Here is an 18230-nt window from a genome sequence, read left to right on the forward strand (position 1 = left end):
TGCCGCCGTCAGGCGGGCTAACCCTTGCTCTAGCCCTTGCCGATCGCAGTCTTCAGCAGATGCAGGCTGCGGCTGTAGAGCGAGGTGACGGCCGCATAGTCCATCTGGTTGGCCGACACTTTCAGCATCTGCTCCTCGAGATTGACCGCGTTGCCGGCCGGACGGGTCTGGAACCCGCTCTTGCCGCGATCGTTGTCGAAGCTGTCGGGCGCGCCGGACGCCGCCATGTGGGTAGCGCTGGTCTGCATCATCGGCAGCGTCCCCACGCCGCCGCCAACCGTGGCGCCGGCCCGGTCGAACTTCGGCTCGGCCAGGTCCCGCGGCCGGAAGTTCGGCGTGTCGGAATTGGAAATGTTCTCGGCGAGCACCCGCTGGCGCTCCTGTTGCCACTGCATCTTGGTGCGCAACGCCGACAGGATCGGGAGATCGTTCATGGCCATCGCCGCGGCTCCGTTAACCTCAGGGCTCTTCCGAGGTAGGCAGAATTTGCCCGGTGTATGGTTAACGGGTGGTTAAAATGCCGGACGGATCCGTGGAGAACGCCGCAACTGCGGCCTGCGAGCGCATTTTCGCCACGAATGCTGCGTTAACCAGCACAAACCAAGACAGCGTGGGGCGCTGAGAAGTCGTTTTGGGACAAGCGATTCTTGGTTTATTAATAGAACAGTGGGCTGCAAGCCGCTGGGAATTAAGAAATAAGGCGAATCTCCGGCGCGATTCGCTGCGCAAACCGCACCTATCAATCCGCGCCCGTTGATGGCGAAAGCTGAGGAAGGCCAAGATGGCCGGGGACTCCAATATGCAGGTCATTACATTCGTCTTGGCATTCGTTGTCGTGCTGGCGCTGATCGGCGTGACCGCATGGCTCGTCCGCCGCTTCGCCGGAAACCGCCTCGGGGCCAACGCCAACCGCGGGCGCATGCCGCGCCTGGCGGTGATCGACGCTGCCGCCGTTGACGGGCGGCGCCGCCTGGTGCTGGTCCGCCGCGACAACATCGAGCATCTCCTGATGATCGGCGGCCCCACCGATATCGTCGTCGAGCCGAATATCGTCCGCGCGATGCCCGCGCGCGATCAAATGTCGACCCGCCCCGCGGTCGCAGCCGATGCCGCGCCGCCGCGCGTGGCGCCGCTTCCGGATGCAGCCTGGAACGAGAGCGAAGCCGCCCGCTCCGACAATTTCGACCTTCCCGAGCCGGAGCTGCCGCCGCGTCAGACACGGCCCTCCTTCGCCGACGAGCTGCGCCGGCCCGCGCCGCCGATCGCCGAGCGTCGCAGCGATCCGCTCGCGGGCTTCACGCCCGAACGCGGCGAGCCGCGGCCCGATCCGATGCCGCCACGCCTGCCGCCGCGCTCCGAGCCGGTCGTCCCGCGTCCGCCGCGCGGCACCGCCGAGCCGCCGAAGGCGCCGCCACCGCTGCGCACAACCGAGCGCGCCGTGACGCCGCCGCCACCGCCTCCCCAGGCACCGCCGCCGGCTGCAACGCAGGCGCCTCCGGCTCCGCCGCCTCCATCGAACGCCGACGCCAATCTCGCCGAGATGGCGCAACGGCTCGAAGCGGCGCTGCGCCGCCCGACCGGCGCCGGCGAGACCGTCGCGCCGCCGGTTGCGCCCGAGGCGCCGCCGGCGCGCCCGCAGCGCAGCGAGCCGCCCGCCCCGCCCGCCGGCGGACAGAAGAGCGGGTTCGAAAATCTCGAGGACGAGATGGCCTCGCTGCTCGGCCGACCGAAGAATCCTTCGTGAGGCCAGGGGCAGTTCCGCGTAGAGTTTTTTTCATCGCTGTCCTGATCGCCGCCGGATCCCTCGCTGATCCGGCGATGGCGCAGGATATCAGCATCAATCTCGGCGGCGGCAATGGCGGCGTGACCGAGCGCGCGATCCAGCTGATTGCGCTGCTGACGGTGCTGTCGATCGCGCCGTCGATCCTGATCATGATGACGTCGTTCACGCGCATCGTGGTCGTGCTGTCGCTGCTGCGCACCGCGCTCGGCACCGCCACCGCGCCGCCGAACTCGGTGATGATCGCGCTTGCGATGTTCCTCACCGCCTTCGTGATGGGGCCGGTGCTGCAGAAATCCTATGACGACGGCATCAAGCCGCTGGTCGCCAACCAGATCGGCGTTGAGGACGCGTTGCAGCGCGCCTCGGTCCCCTTGCGCGGCTTCATGCAGAAGAACGTCCGCGAGAAGGATTTGAAGCTGTTCATGGACCTCTCCGGCGAGCCGCCGCCGGCGACGCCGGAGGAGATGTCGCTGCGCATCCTGGTGCCGGCCTTCATGATCTCCGAGCTGAAACGTGCCTTCGAGATCGGCTTCCTGCTGTTCCTGCCGTTTTTGATCATCGACCTCGTGGTCGCCTCGGTCCTGATGTCGATGGGCATGATGATGCTGCCGCCGGTGGTGGTCTCGCTGCCGTTCAAGCTGATCTTCTTCGTGCTGGTCGACGGCTGGGCTTTGGTCGCCGGCAGCCTGGTGCAGAGTTACGGGGGGTAGCGCCCTGCGAAACATTCATGGCCCGTCAGCTGGATCGGCCACACCGTTGCACTATCATGCGCGGCACCGCATCCAGGGAGCCGCGCCGTGCAGCAGCCATTCGACCGCGCCGCAGAAGATCTCGGCAACGCCATCCATCTCGAACATGTCAACGTGCAGGTGCCGGACCAGCGCCTCGCCACGCTGTTCTACGTCGCCGGCATCGGGCTGACCCGCGATCCCTATCTGATGGTCTCCGACAGCAACATGTGGGTGAATGTCGGCCGCAGCCAGTTTCACCTGCCGAGCGGCCGCCAGCAGGTGCTGCGCGGCCACACCGGCATCGTGATCGCCGGGCGGCAGGCCCTGCTGCAGCGGCTCGCCGCGGTCGCGCCCAAGCTCGAGGGCACCGCGTTCAGCTATCGCGAGCGCAATGATCACGTCGAGGCCATCTGCCCCTGGGGCAACCGGCTACGCTGCTTTGAACCGGACGCCAAACGGTTCGGGCGCATCGCGCTCGGCATGCCCTATGTCGAGTTCGAGGTGCCGCGCGGCACGGCTGAGGCGATCAGCCGGTTCTATCCTGAGATCCTGGGCATCCCCGCCAGCGTCGTAAACGGCGATGGCGTCGTCGCGCGCGCAAAAGTCGGCAAGGATCAGTATCTGCAATTCCGCGAGAGCGACGCGGCGCAGGGCGAATTCGACGGCCATCACATCCAGATCTACATCACGGACTTCTCGGGCCCCTACCAGCGACTGCGCGAACGCAATCTGGTCTCCCGCGAAGACAATCAATACCAGTACCGCTTCTGCGATATCGTCGATCCGGCCGACGGCCGACATCTGTTCACCGTCGAGCACGAGGTGCGCAGCGCCACGCATCCGATGTTTCTGCGGCCGCTGGTCAATCGCAATCCGGCGCAGACCAACCGCACCTTCGCCAACGGCTATGACCAGGCGCCTTGGGCGATGGGGCCGGACCAGTATGACGGATGAGCGCGCGCTCTTCGGCGTCACGTCATGATCCGCAAATTCCAGCAAACGAGACGACATGCTTCCCTCCCAGCGCCATCTGTTCGATGTTCCACGCGAGGTCTGCTACCTGAATTCGGCGTCCTACAGCCCGCTGCCGCTGAAGACGCTCGATGCCGGCCGCACAGCGGTCGGACGCAAAAGCCAGCCCTGGACCATCGATCCCGGCTTCGCCGGCCGCCAGCATGAGCGCGCCCGTAGCGCGGCGGCCCGCCTGATCAATGCCGCACCTGACGATGTCGCGCTGATCCCCGCGATCAGCTACGGCGTCGCGACGGTGGCGAAGGCGCTGAGCATTCCGCGCGGCACCCGCGTCGTCGTGCTGGAGAACGACCATTCCTCGCCGGTCCTCGAATGGCACGCCCGCGCCGAGGCGCAAGGGTTCGTCGTCGACACCGTGCGCCAGCCCGCCGACGGCGACTGGACATCGGCATTGCTTGCAACGATCGAGCGGCCGGGCGCGCCGCCGGTCGGCCTCGCCTCGATCTCCTCGGTGCACTGGTCGGACGGCGGCATGATCGACGTCGACAAGGTGCAGGCCGCGCTTCGGCAGCACGGCGCAATGTTCGTGATCGACGCGACGCAGAGCGCGGGTGTCGTGGCGATGGACGTGACGAGGCTCGACCCCGACGCCGTGATGTTTCCGACCTACAAATGGCTGATCGGCCCCTACGGGCGCGCCTTCCTCTACATTGCAAAACGCCACCAGAACGGCGTGCCGCTGGAGCAGACCTCCAGCGGCCGCCGCAACGTGAACTCCGAGAATCCGGTCTATTTCGGCGATCTCGCCTATGTCGACAACGCCACGCGTTACGACATGGGCGAGCGCGATCATTTCATCACGCTGGAGATGGCCTCGATCGGCATCGAGATGATGGCGGAATGGGGCGCCGCGGCCGTCAGCGCGCGGCTCGCGATGCTGAACGAGCGGATCGCGGACGGCGTGCGTGACCTCGGGCTCAACGTCCCGGCGCGCAGCGTGCGTGCGCCGCACATCCTGAGCCTCGGCATGGCGGGCGGCATCCCGAAAGAACTTATCGCGCGGCTCGCCGCCGAGAACATCCATGTCGCGCTGCGGCTCGGCCGGATGCGGATCTCGCCGCACGTTTTCAACGACGAGGCCGATGTCGATCGCCTCGTCGCGGTCTTGACCAAAGCGCTGCGCGGTTAGCCGGACTTGTGCCGCAGTCCGACGACGCCGAACAGTTCGATCGCCAGCGCGACGACCACTCCGGCCGCGCCGATCACGAACAACAGCGCATAGTCGCCGCCGCTGTGCGCGAACAGATACGACAGGCCATAGGCGCCCGCCGCCTGGAACAGCGCGAAGGTCGTGGTGGCCTGCGCCCAGGCTGAACGCTGGCTCGCCGCGGAATGCGGGATCAGCTCGTGGATGCGGCCGATCACCAGCGGCACGATGCCGGGCGTGAAGCCGCCGACGATCAGGCTCGACACGATCAGCGCGGCAGGCGATGTCGTCACGGCGGGCAGCGCAACCGCAACGGCCTCGATCAGGAACGCCGCGCGGAGCGCCGCGGCGAAGCCGGCGCGATCGGCGAGGTGTCCCGTGAGCAACGGTCCGACCACGGCGCCAATGCCGTACAGCACCCAGTAATGCGATCCCGCCGCGATGCCCTGCCCAAGCCCGCGGGCGACGAAATCGACCAGGAACACCATGTGCGGCACCAGCGCCAGCGCGTTGAGGCCGTATTCCAGGCAGAGCGCGATCACCAGCGGCGAGCGCAGGCCATGCGACGCGACGGGCTGTTCGACCACGCCACGTGCGGCGGGAGCTTCGGCGGGCCACGCCTTCCAGCTGACCAGTGTCAGCACCGCCGACAGGACGCCAAGGCCGTACCAGGCCTGCTTGACGCCCTGTTGCAGCAACAGCGGCACCAGTGTTCCGGACGCGGCGACGCCGAGGCCAACGCCGGCAAAGATCACGCCGCCGATCAGGCCGCGCTTGCTGGGCGCGGTATGCGGCAGGATTGCCGTTGCCGCCAGCACCATGATCACGCCGCCGCTGACGCCGGCGAGAAAGCGAAAACCGAAGAACCAGATGAAGGAGATCGGCACCGCGCAGGCAAAGCAGGTGATCGCGGCCAGCACCATCATGCCGCGCAGCGCCCACACCGAGCCGATGCGCGCGCCGAGATCGCGGGCGAGCAGCGCGCCGGCGAGATAGCCGGCAAGGTTGGCGGCACCGAGATAGACCGCTTCCGCCGGAGTGAACCACTTTGCGGCGATCAATGCCGGGATCAACGGCGTGTAGGCGAAGCGCGCCAGTCCGAGCCCGACCAGCGAGGCGCACAGCCCCGCGGCCGCGGACAGCCATAGCGGCTCGCCGGCATCGAGGCGCGGCTCGGCGTGATGGCGCCGGTGGTGATCGACATTGGCTGACATGGACATCGCAGTAGGCCCTCCGGCCGTTCATGAAAAATGATTAGTTGCGATCGCAGCAATCGCTCACAGCGATCACGGCTCACCTCTCCCGATTGGGAGAAATGCACATTCGGTTTGGGGGAAGCCTTCAGCGGGAAGATTTGGACGCCGCAGCTGCAGCGAGCTTCTTGCGATAGTCCAGCGCGGGCAGCCCGCCCCAGCCCCAATTATCGGTATCGACTTCTTCGATGATGACGAAGGTCGACTCCATCGGCTTGCCAAGCACGTCGCGCAGCAGCTCGCTGGCGCCCTTGATCAATGCAGCCTTCTGCTCCGGCGTGGTGGACGACGCCCCCGGCGCCGTCCCCTCACGCGTGACCTGGATGGTGACGATAGGCATGGCACTCTCCGGATCGTGCTCGTTAATGACCGGCGCTCTGGCCGCCGTCGACATGCAGGATCTCGCCGGTGACGAAGCCCGCGCCTTCCAGGAACAGCACGGCGTCGACGATATCCTTGGCTTCACCCATGCGTCCTACCGGATGCTGCTTGGCGAGGAAGTCGTGCGTCGCCGGCGCGTGCATCGGTGTCCTGATCACACCGGGAGAGACCGCGTTCACGCGGATGCCCTTGGCGGCATATTCGATGGCGAGCGACTTGGTCGCGGCGTTCAGGCCGCCCTTGGTCAGCGAGGCCAGCACCGAGGGCACGTTGCTATTGGCGTGATCGACGAGGCTGGTCGTGATCTGCACGATATGTCCGGAGCCCTGCTTCTCCATCTCCCTGGCGGCGCGCCGGGTGATGTAGAAGAAGCCGTTGAGATTGGTCGCGAGCACCTGCGCGTAGTCCTGGTCGGTGTAGTCGGTGAACGGCTTGGCAAGGAAGATGCCGGCATTGTTAACCAGCGTGTCGATGCGGCCGAAGCGCCCGAGCGCCTGCTTGACGATGCGGTCGGCAACTTCGGGATCGCCGATGTCGCCTGTGACGGTCAGAACGTCGCTGTCGGTCGACGGCTTGATGCTGCGGGAATTGGCGACGACGCGCCAGTTGCGGTCGCGATAGCCCTTGACGATGGCCTCGCCGAGGCCCTGCGACGCACCGGTGACGATGGCAACCTTCTGCTCTGCACCCATGTTCTCTCTCCATCTGCTGCTGAAGCGACCCAGCGCCGCTTCGATGGAGAGGAAGCTAGATACATCCGCTTTCCGCGCGAATGCCCGCTATTCGGCAGACACTCTTCCGCGGCGCGAACGAATGGCGCCAGCCCTGCTGGCCTCGCGCGACAGCCGCTCGAAATAGCCTTTCAGCCGCGGCGTCGCGAAATCGACGAAGGCGCGCACCTTGGGCACGTCGAAGCGACCCTGCGGCGCCAAAAGATGCACCGGCAGCGGCGGATGCTCGTCGCCGGCGAGCAGGATCTGCAACCGCCCGTCACGGATTTCCTCGGCGATGTGATACGAGAACAGCCGGGTGACGCCGTGTCCTTCGCTGGCGGAGGCCACCGCCGCGCGCACGGTGTTGACGACCAGCCGCGGCATGAACTGGACCGCGCGCGCGATCTTCGACTTCGCGGCCGGCGGGAAGCTCCAGGAGTCGAGCCCGAAATGCGTCATGGCGATGATCTGGTGCTTCGCCAGATCAGCCGGCTCGGCGATCAGCGGATGCTGCGCGAGATAGCCGGGCGATGCCGCGACCACGCGGCGTACCTCGCCGAGCTTGATCGCGATGAAACTGGAATCGGCGAGATGGGCGATGCGCAGCGCGACGTCGATCCCCTCGTCGATCAGATTGACGGTGCGGTCGAGCATCACGAGCCGCACCGACACCGCCGGGTAGTCCGTCATGAAGGCATCGAGCACCGGCCGCAGCACGTCCTCGCCGACCACGACGGGCGCGGTGACGGTCAGCGTGCCGCGCGGCACTGACCGCTCGCCGCCCGCCGAGATATCGGCTTCCTCGAGCTCGCCGAGGATACGACGGCATGCGGCCGCATAGCGCTGGCCGGCATCGCTCAGCTTCAGCGAGCGCGTCGTGCGATGTAGCAGCTCGGCGCCGACATGATGCTCAAGGAAAGCGATCGCCCGGCTGACCGCCGCCGGCGAGCGCCGCAGTTTCCGCCCGGCACCGGCGAGGCTGCCCTCGTCGACCGCCGCAACGAAGACCTTCATGGCGTCGATGCGGTCCATCGATCCCCCCGCTTCGCGGTCGCCGTTACTCCTTCACGTCATACTGCTTGCTGAGATGGTCGCCGATCTGCACCAGCATCGCGACGCATTCGGGATAGCCGGGCCTCGCCACCGTGGCGTCATCGGCGCTGGCGCGAAACTCCCAGCTGTCGCCGTCGCGCAGCACGGAGATGTCGATGCCGTCGGGGCAGTCGGCATGGGCCTTCAGCTCTGCCCGCGCCATCGCGATCAGTTCGGCTTCGGTCTTGATCGGCTTGCTCATGTAACGACGTCCTCCCGGCGCTGCGCAACGGACGCCATGGTTGCCGATTTGACGGCAGGATGTCGAGAGCACGCGTGCGATCACAACCAGTTGCAATTGACAAAATGCTCGTCCCCGGCGAACATTTGGCAGGGTCGATACCACCCGCCGCTTGCACCCCACCCGGGGACGGTGAAGGTATCAAGCCATGTTTCAGGCTTCCTTTGCCCGCACGAACGGGTCAGCAACGCAAGCCCCTGACGCTCTCCGTTCGTCGATGCAAAGGTTGATCCCATGCGCGACTTTCGTGATGCCAAGGCCATGGCGCAGACGCTGCGCGAAGCGCTCGGCGCCAAATCGATCCCCCTCACCCACAGCGACAGCCTGGAGCTGATCGCCAAACTGTTCGGCCAGCGCGACTGGAACACGCTGGCGGCACGGATACAGGCCGCCGGCGGATCCGCCGATGTGCCGGCTTCCGCTCCGCGATCGCCGCCGGACGTCGTGCGGCAAGAGATCGCAGTCGCTGCCGCGGTGCTCGACCGCTATGCCGGCTTCTACCAGCTCAGCGAGCAGGCCGTCCTCAGTGTGATGCGCGAGGATCACCACTTGGCTGTACAGCTCACCGGGCAGCGGGCCGTACCGTTCTTTGCGGAGAGCCAGACCGGGTTTTTCGCCAGGGAGGTCGACGCGCAGATCAGCTTTGTCATCGCGGCTGACGGTCAGGCGACGTCACTGATCCTGCATCAAAATGGCGACAAGCCGATGCCGCGCATTGACGCTGCAAGCGCGAAACAGATTGCGGATCGCACCGCAGAGCGTGTGAAGAAACAGTCGCCGGCTCCAGGAACCGAGGCCGCGCTCCGCCGCCTGATCGAGGGGGTCGCATCGGGACAGTCCGACTATGCGGACATGGCCCCCGCGCTCGCCGCGGCGACCCGCGAGCAATTGCCACACCTGCAGCCTTTCCTCGCCGACCTCGGCGCGATCGAAGCCACCCGCTTCCTCGGCGTCGGCGCGCAGGGCGAGGATGTCTACAGTGTGCGGCACGCCAACGGCGCCTCGCATTGGCGGATCGCGCTCGACGCCACCGGGATCATTTCGACCGCGTGGGTGTCTGCCGGGCCGTGAGACCCAGCGCGGCTACGGCGCCGCGCTGGCGCGGCGCTCGCCCTTGATCGCCGGCAGCGCGCTCACCGGCGCGACCTTCGGCTTGTCAGTCACCGATCCGGTCGCGACCGGATCGGGCAATGGCGCGCGGGCGGTGGCGTCGGGGAAGCGGGTCTTCATCTCGCGGATGAAGCCGTCGAGCGTGTCGACGCTGGCGGCCATTCGCGCGATCTGGGCGAATTCGGCGCTGGACGTCGCCACCGGCTTGCTGGCCGAGTCGAAGGCGAGCTTGTCGGCATCGCCGGACATCAGCGGCGCGTATTTCTCGCGGAACCGGGACAGCCCGATGGCGTCCTCGGCAAGCGCGTAGCCGACCACGGCGCGGATGATATCGGCCTTCTCGCCCGGATTGAGCGGGGTGAAGTCGCGCCAGCGGTCGCCATAATAGAGCTCGATCTGCTCGGACGCCTCGCGCCAGTGCCGCGACGCCCAATAGATGTCGGAGCGCAGCCGGATTGCCTCACGGCCGGTGATGTTCGAGATGATGTCGAGCGCGAGATCGTGCCGGCCAACGTCGCTCTGCGCGCGCGCCTCGAGCAGCAGCCGCTGCTGGCGCAGCTCGCCGGAGAGATCCGCGATCCGCGTCGAGCGCAGCGCGGCAATGGCGCGGTCGGGCTTGCGGTTCATCAGATAGACCATCGCAAGGCGCGCCGCGACCTGGGCGCGGGCCGCGCCTTCAAGCCGCTTGTCGACCTGGTATTGCAGGAGGTCGGCGGCCTGGTCGAGCAGATCGACGCCGACCAGGCGGTCGGCGAGACGGCGGATCATCTCGTCGCCGCGGCGGCCGATCGGCGTCAGTTCGCGATATTCGTAGAAGGTGCCGAGCGCATCGATCGGCGACATCTCGTCGCCCCTGGGGCCGAGGTAGAGCTGCACGAACAAGGCCGAGGCGCCATCCTGCGCCTGGCGCGATTCCGGCGCATTCGGCTGCAGCCGGGTCGCCGCACGCGTCACCGCGAAGGCGTCGGCATAGCGCGTCGTCTCGGCGTAGATCTTCGACAGCACATACAGCGTCTTCAGCTCGATATTGTCGCCGCGCCACAGCATCGACAGCAACTCGAGCTCCTTCAGCACATCGTCGCGGCCGATCTCGCCGCGCTTCTGCTTGAGCAGCGTCTCCAGCAACCTGCCTTCGGCGGCAGCCTGGCGATCGGCCGAATTGGCGGCGAAGCGATAGGCGTCGAGCGCATCCTTCTCCTGGCCGAGCGCCTCGGCCAGCCGGCCGCGCAGCACCGCAACCGCGGGCTTCAGTTCGCCGGGAACGCCGACTACGTCGAGATCGCTCTTGCGCCGCGCGGCGCCGGCATAGTCCTTGACCTCGAGCGAGGCCTTCATCGAGTCCATGGTGACGATGCGCTGCAAATCGGGCGGCAGCGTCGCCACCGCGAATTCGGCGTTCTTGAACTTCTCGCGCGCCTCGGCCCATTTGCCCTCGCGGGCGAAGGCGAGCCCCTTCCACAATTGGGAATCGTAGCCGTTGCCGATCACGGGATTGGCGAGATCCTTGAGGCCCTGCGCCGGGTGGCCGATCAGGATGCTGGCGACCGCGTGCACCATCACCACCGACGCCGTCTCGCTGCCGCGCTTGCTCTCGGACAGGATCAGATTGGCGACACCATGGGCTTCCTGGTACATGCCGCGCGCCATGTAGAAGTCGGCGAGATCGAGCCGCGCCTGCGGCAGCTGCTCGGCATTGGCCGACGCGGTCGCCGCAATCAGGCCGTCGAGCTGCTTGAGGAACGTGTCTGACTGGTTCTTGCGCCACTCGTCCGGATCGAACAACGGCTTCACCGCCGCGGTCGCGCGCTCGGCGGCGACGTCGGCCGATGACAGCGTCAGGCCGCCGGGCCGGCCCAGCATCACCTTGTCGGCGCCGACCTCGGCCTTGACGTCGTCCGCGTTCGGATGAACCACGACGCCGTGGATCGATTCCAGCAGCGAGAGCTCGACGAAATCCTGCCGCTTGATGATGCCGCGGGTCGGCGGCGGCGCGGTCACCACCCAAAGCGTATCGCCGGCATCGGGATCGACCAGTCTGTGCAGCTGGCCGGGATTGGCGAGCGGTACGCTGACATTGGCGAGCGAGGGCTCCGAGATGTTGCGCACCACAGTGAGCGGCAATGGCGGTTTCTGCACGCGGTCGGCAAAGGTCAGCGTCCAGCTCACGCCGCGCGAGCGGTCGTCGCTTTCGAGCGACGGCATCTGCGGCCGGTTGAGGCGGAAGCGCACCGCCTGGCCTTTCTCCAGCGCGATCCGGCTGACATCTGATATCAGCGAGCCGGCCTTGGCGCGGACCGGATCGACGTCGATTGCCTCAGCCGTGTCGAACACCATCCAAACCGTGTCGGCGCGGCGGAACAGCGCCGCCGGCGTCGCGCCGGGGAATGAGAACGTCACGCGCAAGCCGTCGCTGTCGCGCTGGGCCTCGACCGCGGGCTTGCCGCCGGCACGGGCCTCCGCAGCGGGCGGCGATGGCGCCGCAGCCGCCTCCGGCGCTTCCATCGCCGGCGCGGCGGCGACAGCAGGCACCGGTCGTGGTGCGTCGGTCACGGGCGCCGTGTTCTGTTCCGCCGCAGAGCCGGCACCACCGTCGTGCGGCGGGGTCGGCGCAGCAGCGTTCTCGGCGTTGGCCGCAGGTGCCGCCGCGATTTTCGGCAGCTCGGGATCGGACGGTTCCGATCGGGGCTGCTCCGTTTTGGCGGGCGCGGCCGCCGGTTGCTCGCTCGTGGCTTGCTCCGGCTTGAGCGGCTCGGAGCGCGGCGGTTCGGACTTGGCAGACTCGGACTTGGCAGGCTCGGACTTCGCCGTCTCGGATTTGGACTGTTCAGGCTTGATCTCGATCTTGGCCTGCTGGGCGATGCTTTCCGACGTCACCGGCGCGATCGCCGCGGCGCCTTTTGGTTTGGCGCGCGGCGTCGGCAACAATGAGCTCAGCGAGGGCTTTGCCGCCTGCTGCTCGTTCTGCTGGAAGGCGACGTCGACGATGTAGTTCTTCTCGTCGCGGAACGAATGCACGTCGACATCGCCCATCAGCGACACGTCGACTGCCGACGTGTCCGTGTCGGCGCGCGCGCTGATCGACGCGACATTCGGTGGGGCGGCGACCTTGGCATCGGCAAGGTCGAAGGTCAGGACCGAGTTGAAGGACAGTGTCAACTTCTGCTCGTTCAGCACCGAGGAGACACTGACCCCGTCGGGCACCTCGAACACGAAACGGACGAAGGTGGGTTGCACCAGCGCGCGAACCCGCACCGGCGGCTTCTTCTTGGCGGCGTCGGCGGCACGCTGCATGCGCAGCAGGCGCTCGGCGGCGCGGGCGCGCTCGGCAAGCTCGCGGATCACCTCCTGCGGCAGCGACGGCGGCGGGCCGGTCCAGCTGTCGGGCAGGAAGTCGATGAAGATGCGCTCGCCGGCGGTCATGGTGTTGATGGAGACGCGGCGCGCCAGCGACAGACGGATCGCCGAGCCGTCGGGATCGCGGCGCGCGGCGCCGACATAATCGGGCACCGCATCCTGCAGTTTCTCGACGGGGATATCGACCGGACGTTTGAAGCGGATCACGATGATCGAGCCGGCGGTCGTGACCTCCGATTCGACATCCTCCTTCAGCTTCAGCACCAGCCGGGCATAGCCGTTCGCGGCAGAGAATGTCGCCTCACCTGGCACCGCGTCTTCGGCCCGCGCCGCAGTCGGATAGGTAAGGGTTGTAAGCGCAAGGGCGGTGGCAAGCAGGCATAGGCGCGCGGTCCGCGCCCAGGCGCGGCCTAGCGACCATGTTCCAGCGGCAGCCGTTCGCGCCATCTCGAAACGTTTTCTCGGGACCCCAGCCATACCAAGCGCGAAGCGCCCTCGCCCACGCTTCCCGATCTTGGATCGGGCGGCGTTAAGGAGCTGTTAACGTCAACGGATTGTTTCGGACCGGCCCCTGCCACGGAATGACTGTGTACTATAGTTGACAACTCGACCGCGTTGTGTATGATAATACACATGATCCAGGTCGTTCAGACCGACGCTTTTGCGCACTGGCTCAACTCGCTAGCCGACATAAAAGCGGTCGCCCGGATCGGCGCACGCATCCGGCGTCTCGAACTCGGAAATCCAGGCGATGTGAAATCGGTGGGCGAAGGCGTGAGCGAGATGCGGATCGATTACGGCCCCGGCTACCGGGTATATTTCACGCGTCGAGGCAAAACCATCGTGCTCCTGCTCTGCGGTGGCGACAAGCGAACCCAAAGCAAGGACGTCAAGGCGGCCCAGAAGATGGTGAAGGAGATTTGAGATGCCGCTCAAGACCACCAAGTTCGACATCAAGGATCATCTGAAGACGCTAGAGCAGCAGATCGCCTATCTCGAAGCGGCGCTGGAAGAGGACGATCCCTCGTTCATCGCGACAGCTATCGGCGACATCGCCAGAGCTCGCGGCGTATCGCAGTTTTCGCGCGAAACTGGCTTGAGCCGCGAAGTAATCTACAAGTCATTCCGGCCCGGCGGCAATCCGACTATTGAAACCCTGAACAAGGCGACAAAAGCGCTCGGTTTGAAGCTGAAGCTTGTTCCGAGCGCCGCCTAGCTGCGCAGATAGCGGCGCGCGCTATCCTCGCAGAATTGGAGTCAGCCAGGGGCCCGCTGCGCGGCTGTGACCGGACAGGAATTGGCCTTGCAACGAGCCTTACTCCGCGCTGCCGGGTACCGTGCGCAAATACGCCACGATGGCATCGAGGTCATCTGAACTGATCCGGGCGTAGTAGTGGTATCCCATCGGTCGACCGAGACGGCTGCCGTCGCGGCTGACACCGTCGGTGATCGCACGCTTGATCTCGTCGTCACTCCATGCGCCGATCCCATTGGTCTTGTTCTGCGTGATGTTGCGTGAAACCGAGATACCCCACGGCCCGGAGAATTTGACGCCACCCGCGCCAAGACTGCTCTTGTATTCTCGTCCCCTCGGTCCAATCGGCGTATGGCACGCCATGCAATGCGCGATCGTGACGAGATAGAATCCCTTCTGCACCTTGTCGCTCATCATCGGTTCGGCGAATGGGTTCTCGCCGCCCGGCGGAACGTTCTCGACTTGAGGCACCTTGTAGATCGGATCGGGCACCTTGTTGTGGACCGGCGTGATCGTACGCAAATATGCGACGACCGCGTCGAGATCATTTTCCGTCAGGATGTGATAGAAGCTGGTCGGCATGATCATCGCGGTATGCACGCCCTTTGGGGTTTGCCCGGTCCGCAGCAGTTTCTTGATATCGGCGTCGCTCCAGCTTCCGATGCCTGTTTCCTTGTCTTGCGTGATGTTGGCGGCATGCACTGTGAACGGCGGCTCGTCCCAGTATCCCCCGCCCGAGAACGCCTTCTCCAAAACATCGCCGTTCGGTCCCTTGGGCGTGTGGCAATTGCCGCAAGCCAGAATGCCGTTGACAAGGTAATCGCCCCGCTTGACGAGTTCGGATTGGGCCCATGCCAGATTGGTGGTGGCGATGACGACAAGCATCATGAACAGGCTACGCATATCGGTTTCCTCGAAATTTCTTGGTGATGAAAAATTCAATTTCTGTTCGGGCGCAGCTTCGCGCCCGGCACAAGAGCATTCAATCAATCAACTCAAGCGGCGGTCCATGCGATCGCAATCGCGGAAGGCTCCAAAACAGCGAAGTCACGCTGGCCTTCCTCACGCCAATGCTAGACCCGCATCAAGCACTTTGGCAATGTCCGCGATGGCTCGGTTGCAATGGCCTTGGCGCCGCCAGCGTTGTTCTTCGCCCTTGCTCCCGCGCCAATGGCAACGCGACTGATTTATCGCGGCGGTGGATGCTCCGCCGGATCAAAGCCCAGCAGCCCAGCGCTGGACACTCCCCGCGATGTTACGGAGGTCCGCGTGAGGTGCTCCGAACTCAGACCGTCGCGACCTCTCGTTCGCCATGCGCCGCTTGCCGCGTCTGCATGCTCTCCCGGACCAGCAACCAGCAGAACAGGATGATCACCGGAGAACCAAAAGGCAGCGGCTTCACGACCGACAGCTGATAGAGGACAGGTAGGTAGAAGACCATCGGCGCGAGAAACGTCACGCCAAGCACCATTTTCGACCAGGCCGGAAAGCCGACCTTCAACCACTCGCGGAGCATCCAGGCCAGCGGCAGCGCCATGATGAGCATGTCGTAGAACAGGCAGAACGGCGTAATCAGAAGGCAGGTGAGCACGATGATCGAGCGTTCAGTCGCAGCACTGATCTTTTGACGCAATATCCAGACCAGCACACACGTCATGCCCAGCGCCACGAGGCCGTGAATGATAAAGGCCGTGTTGACGCCGGCGCCGAGCAGGCGCGCTGTCGCGTACGCGCTCTGCAGCAATGAAAACTCGACGTCGCCGTTCTCCAGAGCCTGACGGGCCGAGTGAGAGACGTCGAGGAAGTTGAGCCATGTATCGAGGCCGAACAGCAGCGCGGACAGCACGACGAGCGAAATCGACGACAGGCCTGCCCAGATCAGCGTGCGCCAGCGACCTGTGACGATCAGGGCGATCGGCACGGCCAGCGCCAAATGCGGCTTGATCACCATCAGCCCGAGGATCGCGCCCGCGAGCTTCGGCCTCCGGTCCATGATGTTGAGACCGCACCCAAGGATCGATGCCGTCAGAAAGGCGTTCTGCCCCGCCACGGCATTAAGATAGACCGGCGCATAGGCAAGGATCGCGACCAGGCACCAAGGCGTTCGCAAGATACGCCAGATCACCGCGGCGAACGACGCCGCCGTCATACCAATGAACACGAACAGCGAGGCGAAATACGGCGCGAGCGCGAGCGGCACGCACAAAAGCAGCATCGTCGGCGGATAGAAGAACGCCTCGTAGCCCTCTCGCAGGTATGGAGCTTCCGCGAGCAGATGCAATTCGGGCACATAAACCTCGGCGGGATGCCCGGCCAACACCTGGAGCGACGCGGCCCAGAAGGTCAAAAAGTCCGAGCCGAGCAGAAAGTTATTCGCGCCATAGCCGCCATCGCGGTAAAACAGCAAAAGCGACCTCGCAAGGGTCAGCACCAGCACAATTGCGATGCCACTCACGTATAATCGGGCGCGCGGCGCGGTGAGCCATGGCATGTCTTTCAGCATTGGCAATTCCCAAAACACCACCTTGAGACATAGCGACTTCAATTCCAGAATGACAAATCGGTTGCAACTTAACGCTACCGTTTAAGGCTACCATAACCGGCGTACACTTCTCGGCGTCGATAGGCGTTTGGCTTCGCGGAGACCTCGTCGAGCCCACACCATCGGAGGCGGCGAACATCCGCGTCTGCCAGCCGGCACATGGCGCTGCAGCGCCTACCGGACGGCGCCGGCTTCGGCCTTTGCACGAGAGGATTAACCTCGATCCACCGGGCATCCGCGGAACTTCCAGCGATTAACCCAACGCCGCAGGGAGATCGGCCACTCGCTTGCGCCACCGCCAGTTGCGGTATACAACCGCTTGCATTTCAAGCAATTCTTAGTTTCTGGCAGTTTCATGAACGGATTTGGAATGGTGCGCGCCCGTGCGGAGCGCAGCGGATACGACCGTGCATTGGCCATTGCCTGCCTCATTGTGTTGGGCTTTACGCTGTACTGCGTGTTACCGAAAGTCGTTGACGGTACCGGCGCGACCGGGCTCGACTTTTCGTGCTTTTGGAGCGCGGGGAAAATGGCCCTCGATGGCCATGCCGCCACCGCCTACGATTGGCCGCGGTTGCGGCAAGCGATCATTCAAATACATCCCAGCTTGAACGACGCTCCGTTCCCCGTTTACGAAGTACCGATACCGTTTTTCTACCCGCCGTTTTTTCTCTTTGCGGCGGCACTGCTGGCACTATTGCCGTTTCCGACCGCGTTCTGGATCTGGAGCACCGCAAAGCTGCTGTGCTGGGCGCTCGTTGTTTCCGCCATCCGGCCGCGCTTCGCCGTACTGCTGCTGGCATTCGGCGTGCCGGCCGTCCTGTACGATTTCATCGTCGGCCAAAGCTCCTTGCTGGCGGCATCGCTGCTCGGCGCGATTCTGCTGACGCTGGACCGGCGTCCGATCGTCAGCGGCTTCCTGATCGCGCTGCTGATCTTCAAGCCGCAATATGGCGTCCTGCTTCCCCTCGTTTTGATAGCTACTGGACGCTGGACCGTCTTCATCACAGCCAGTTTGGTGACACCGGTGCTCTTGCTGCTTACCGGGCTTACCTTCGGCTGGGACACTTTTGAGGGGTTCCGTGAGGCCGCCGTCTTCGCAACGACGCAGTTCCATCTCACCGGCACGCTGGCTTGGTACAAACTGCAGAGCGTCTACGGCGTGCTTCGGTTTGCCGGTTTTGGCTATGGATCGGCCATGGCACTGCACGTCGCGGTCGCTGCGGCAGCCGCGACGTGGACGCTGATCATATGGCGCCGCAATGTCAGCTTCGCCGTCAAGGCCGCGTGCCTGCTCGTCGCGACCCTGCTCGTCTCTCCCTACTTCGCGATCTACGATACGGCGCTACTGGCTCTCGCGATCATCTTTCTCATGAACGCGCCCATGGCCGAACATGGCGCGCTTCTCTCGAATCGCTCCGAACTACGGATCGGGTTCGGCGTGCTTGTCCTGGCGGGGTTTACCTACCCGGTCGCGCTCGTGCCCGTCGGTCCGTTCATGTGCGCGACCCTCGTCGCGATGATATGGATGCGATGCAGGCAACCCGGTGTTAAGTCGGATCTGGCTTACGGCTGACCAGGCCACCGCCAATTGGC

At 65.2% G+C, this 18230-nt stretch carries 17 protein-coding genes; 8 read left to right on the plus strand and 9 right to left on the minus strand.

Translation table 11 applies throughout. The features are described 5' to 3' along the window. Positions 1-29: 29 nt before the first annotated feature. Positions 30-440: a flagellar basal body rod protein FlgB gene (gene flgB, locus ACVMB1_RS18835; protein ID WP_456848857.1), complete on the minus strand. Its 411-nt coding sequence runs from the start codon at positions 438-440 to the stop codon at positions 30-32. Between the two features lie 359 nt (positions 441-799). Here flgB and ACVMB1_RS18840 point away from each other — a divergent pair, with 359 nt between their 5' ends. The 4 genes from ACVMB1_RS18840 to ACVMB1_RS18855 all read left to right on the plus strand — a co-directional run bounded on the left by ACVMB1_RS18840 (position 800) and on the right by ACVMB1_RS18855 (position 4675). Continuing rightward, positions 800-1744 (plus strand): flagellar biosynthetic protein FliO, encoded by a 945-nt coding sequence (locus ACVMB1_RS18840; protein ID WP_253589872.1) that lies wholly within the window; start codon positions 800-802, stop codon positions 1742-1744. Then, positions 1741-2493, plus strand: coding sequence for a flagellar type III secretion system pore protein FliP (fliP, locus tag ACVMB1_RS18845; RefSeq protein WP_063709685.1), 753 nt, complete (start codon positions 1741-1743; stop codon positions 2491-2493). The genes ACVMB1_RS18840 and fliP overlap by 4 nt, the downstream gene beginning before the upstream one ends. Positions 2494-2580: 87 nt before the next feature. Beyond that, positions 2581-3468, plus strand: a complete 888-nt coding sequence (locus ACVMB1_RS18850; RefSeq protein WP_057018330.1) for a hypothetical protein — start codon at positions 2581-2583, stop codon at positions 3466-3468. A gap of 55 nt (positions 3469-3523) precedes the next feature. Beyond that, positions 3524-4675 (plus strand): aminotransferase class V-fold PLP-dependent enzyme, encoded by a 1152-nt coding sequence (locus ACVMB1_RS18855; RefSeq protein WP_456814614.1) that lies wholly within the window; start codon positions 3524-3526, stop codon positions 4673-4675. Here the strand turns inward: ACVMB1_RS18855 and ACVMB1_RS18860 are convergent. The 5 genes from ACVMB1_RS18860 to ACVMB1_RS18880 all read right to left on the minus strand — a co-directional run bounded on the left by ACVMB1_RS18860 (position 4672) and on the right by ACVMB1_RS18880 (position 8334). Beyond that, positions 4672-5913: a YbfB/YjiJ family MFS transporter gene (locus ACVMB1_RS18860; protein WP_253623694.1), complete on the minus strand. Its 1242-nt coding sequence runs from the start codon at positions 5911-5913 to the stop codon at positions 4672-4674. The two genes, ACVMB1_RS18855 and ACVMB1_RS18860, sit on opposite strands and share 4 nt — an antisense overlap. A 121-nt stretch (positions 5914-6034) precedes the next feature. Continuing rightward, positions 6035-6286: a tautomerase family protein gene (locus ACVMB1_RS18865; RefSeq protein WP_038385470.1), complete on the minus strand. Its 252-nt coding sequence runs from the start codon at positions 6284-6286 to the stop codon at positions 6035-6037. Positions 6287-6308: 22 nt separating this feature from the next. Next, positions 6309-7019, minus strand: a complete 711-nt coding sequence (locus tag ACVMB1_RS18870) for an SDR family NAD(P)-dependent oxidoreductase (RefSeq protein WP_168854981.1) — start codon at positions 7017-7019, stop codon at positions 6309-6311. Positions 7020-7106: 87 nt separating this feature from the next. Next, the gene (locus ACVMB1_RS18875) at positions 7107-8072 is read right to left on the minus strand and encodes a LysR family transcriptional regulator (protein WP_057018326.1); all 966 of its coding nucleotides are present in this window, start codon (positions 8070-8072) and stop codon (positions 7107-7109) included. Between the two features lie 25 nt (positions 8073-8097). Beyond that, positions 8098-8334 carry a hypothetical protein gene (locus ACVMB1_RS18880; protein WP_057018325.1) on the minus strand — a complete coding sequence of 79 codons (237 nt, stop codon included), beginning with the start codon at positions 8332-8334 and terminating at the stop codon, positions 8098-8100. A 300-nt stretch (positions 8335-8634) separates the two neighbouring features. On the opposite strand from ACVMB1_RS18880, the gene ACVMB1_RS18885 reads away from it, so the two are divergent. After that, positions 8635-9444: a glyoxalase superfamily protein gene (locus ACVMB1_RS18885; RefSeq protein ID WP_375166475.1), complete on the plus strand. Its 810-nt coding sequence runs from the start codon at positions 8635-8637 to the stop codon at positions 9442-9444. 12 nt (positions 9445-9456) lie between these two features. On the opposite strand, the gene ACVMB1_RS18890 is transcribed toward ACVMB1_RS18885, so the two are convergent. Continuing rightward, positions 9457-13284: a tetratricopeptide repeat protein gene (locus ACVMB1_RS18890; protein ID WP_253623692.1), complete on the minus strand. Its 3828-nt coding sequence runs from the start codon at positions 13282-13284 to the stop codon at positions 9457-9459. A gap of 186 nt (positions 13285-13470) precedes the next feature. Between ACVMB1_RS18890 and ACVMB1_RS18895 the strand changes: the two genes are divergently transcribed. Together ACVMB1_RS18895 and ACVMB1_RS18900 are read left to right on the plus strand one after the other, a co-directional pair. After that, positions 13471-13761, plus strand: a complete 291-nt coding sequence (locus ACVMB1_RS18895) for a type II toxin-antitoxin system RelE/ParE family toxin (RefSeq protein WP_253589865.1) — start codon at positions 13471-13473, stop codon at positions 13759-13761. Between the two features lies 1 nt (position 13762). Beyond that, positions 13763-14053: an addiction module antidote protein gene (locus ACVMB1_RS18900; RefSeq protein ID WP_028339801.1), complete on the plus strand. Its 291-nt coding sequence runs from the start codon at positions 13763-13765 to the stop codon at positions 14051-14053. 99 nt (positions 14054-14152) lie between these two features. On the opposite strand, the gene ACVMB1_RS18905 is transcribed toward ACVMB1_RS18900, so the two are convergent. Then, on the minus strand, positions 14153-14995 hold the full coding sequence (locus ACVMB1_RS18905; protein ID WP_253589864.1) for a c-type cytochrome: 843 nt from the start codon (positions 14993-14995) through the stop codon (positions 14153-14155). A 382-nt stretch (positions 14996-15377) separates the two neighbouring features. Then, positions 15378-16595 carry a glycosyltransferase family 87 protein gene (locus ACVMB1_RS18910; RefSeq protein WP_253623691.1) on the minus strand — a complete coding sequence of 406 codons (1218 nt, stop codon included), beginning with the start codon at positions 16593-16595 and terminating at the stop codon, positions 15378-15380. A gap of 409 nt (positions 16596-17004) precedes the next feature. Here ACVMB1_RS18910 and ACVMB1_RS18915 point away from each other — a divergent pair, with 409 nt between their 5' ends. Next, on the plus strand, positions 17005-18210 hold the full coding sequence (locus tag ACVMB1_RS18915; protein WP_076825653.1) for a glycosyltransferase family 87 protein: 1206 nt from the start codon (positions 17005-17007) through the stop codon (positions 18208-18210). Positions 18211-18230: the final 20 nt, after the last annotated feature.

The organism is Bradyrhizobium sp. USDA 4504, from assembly GCF_054063995.1.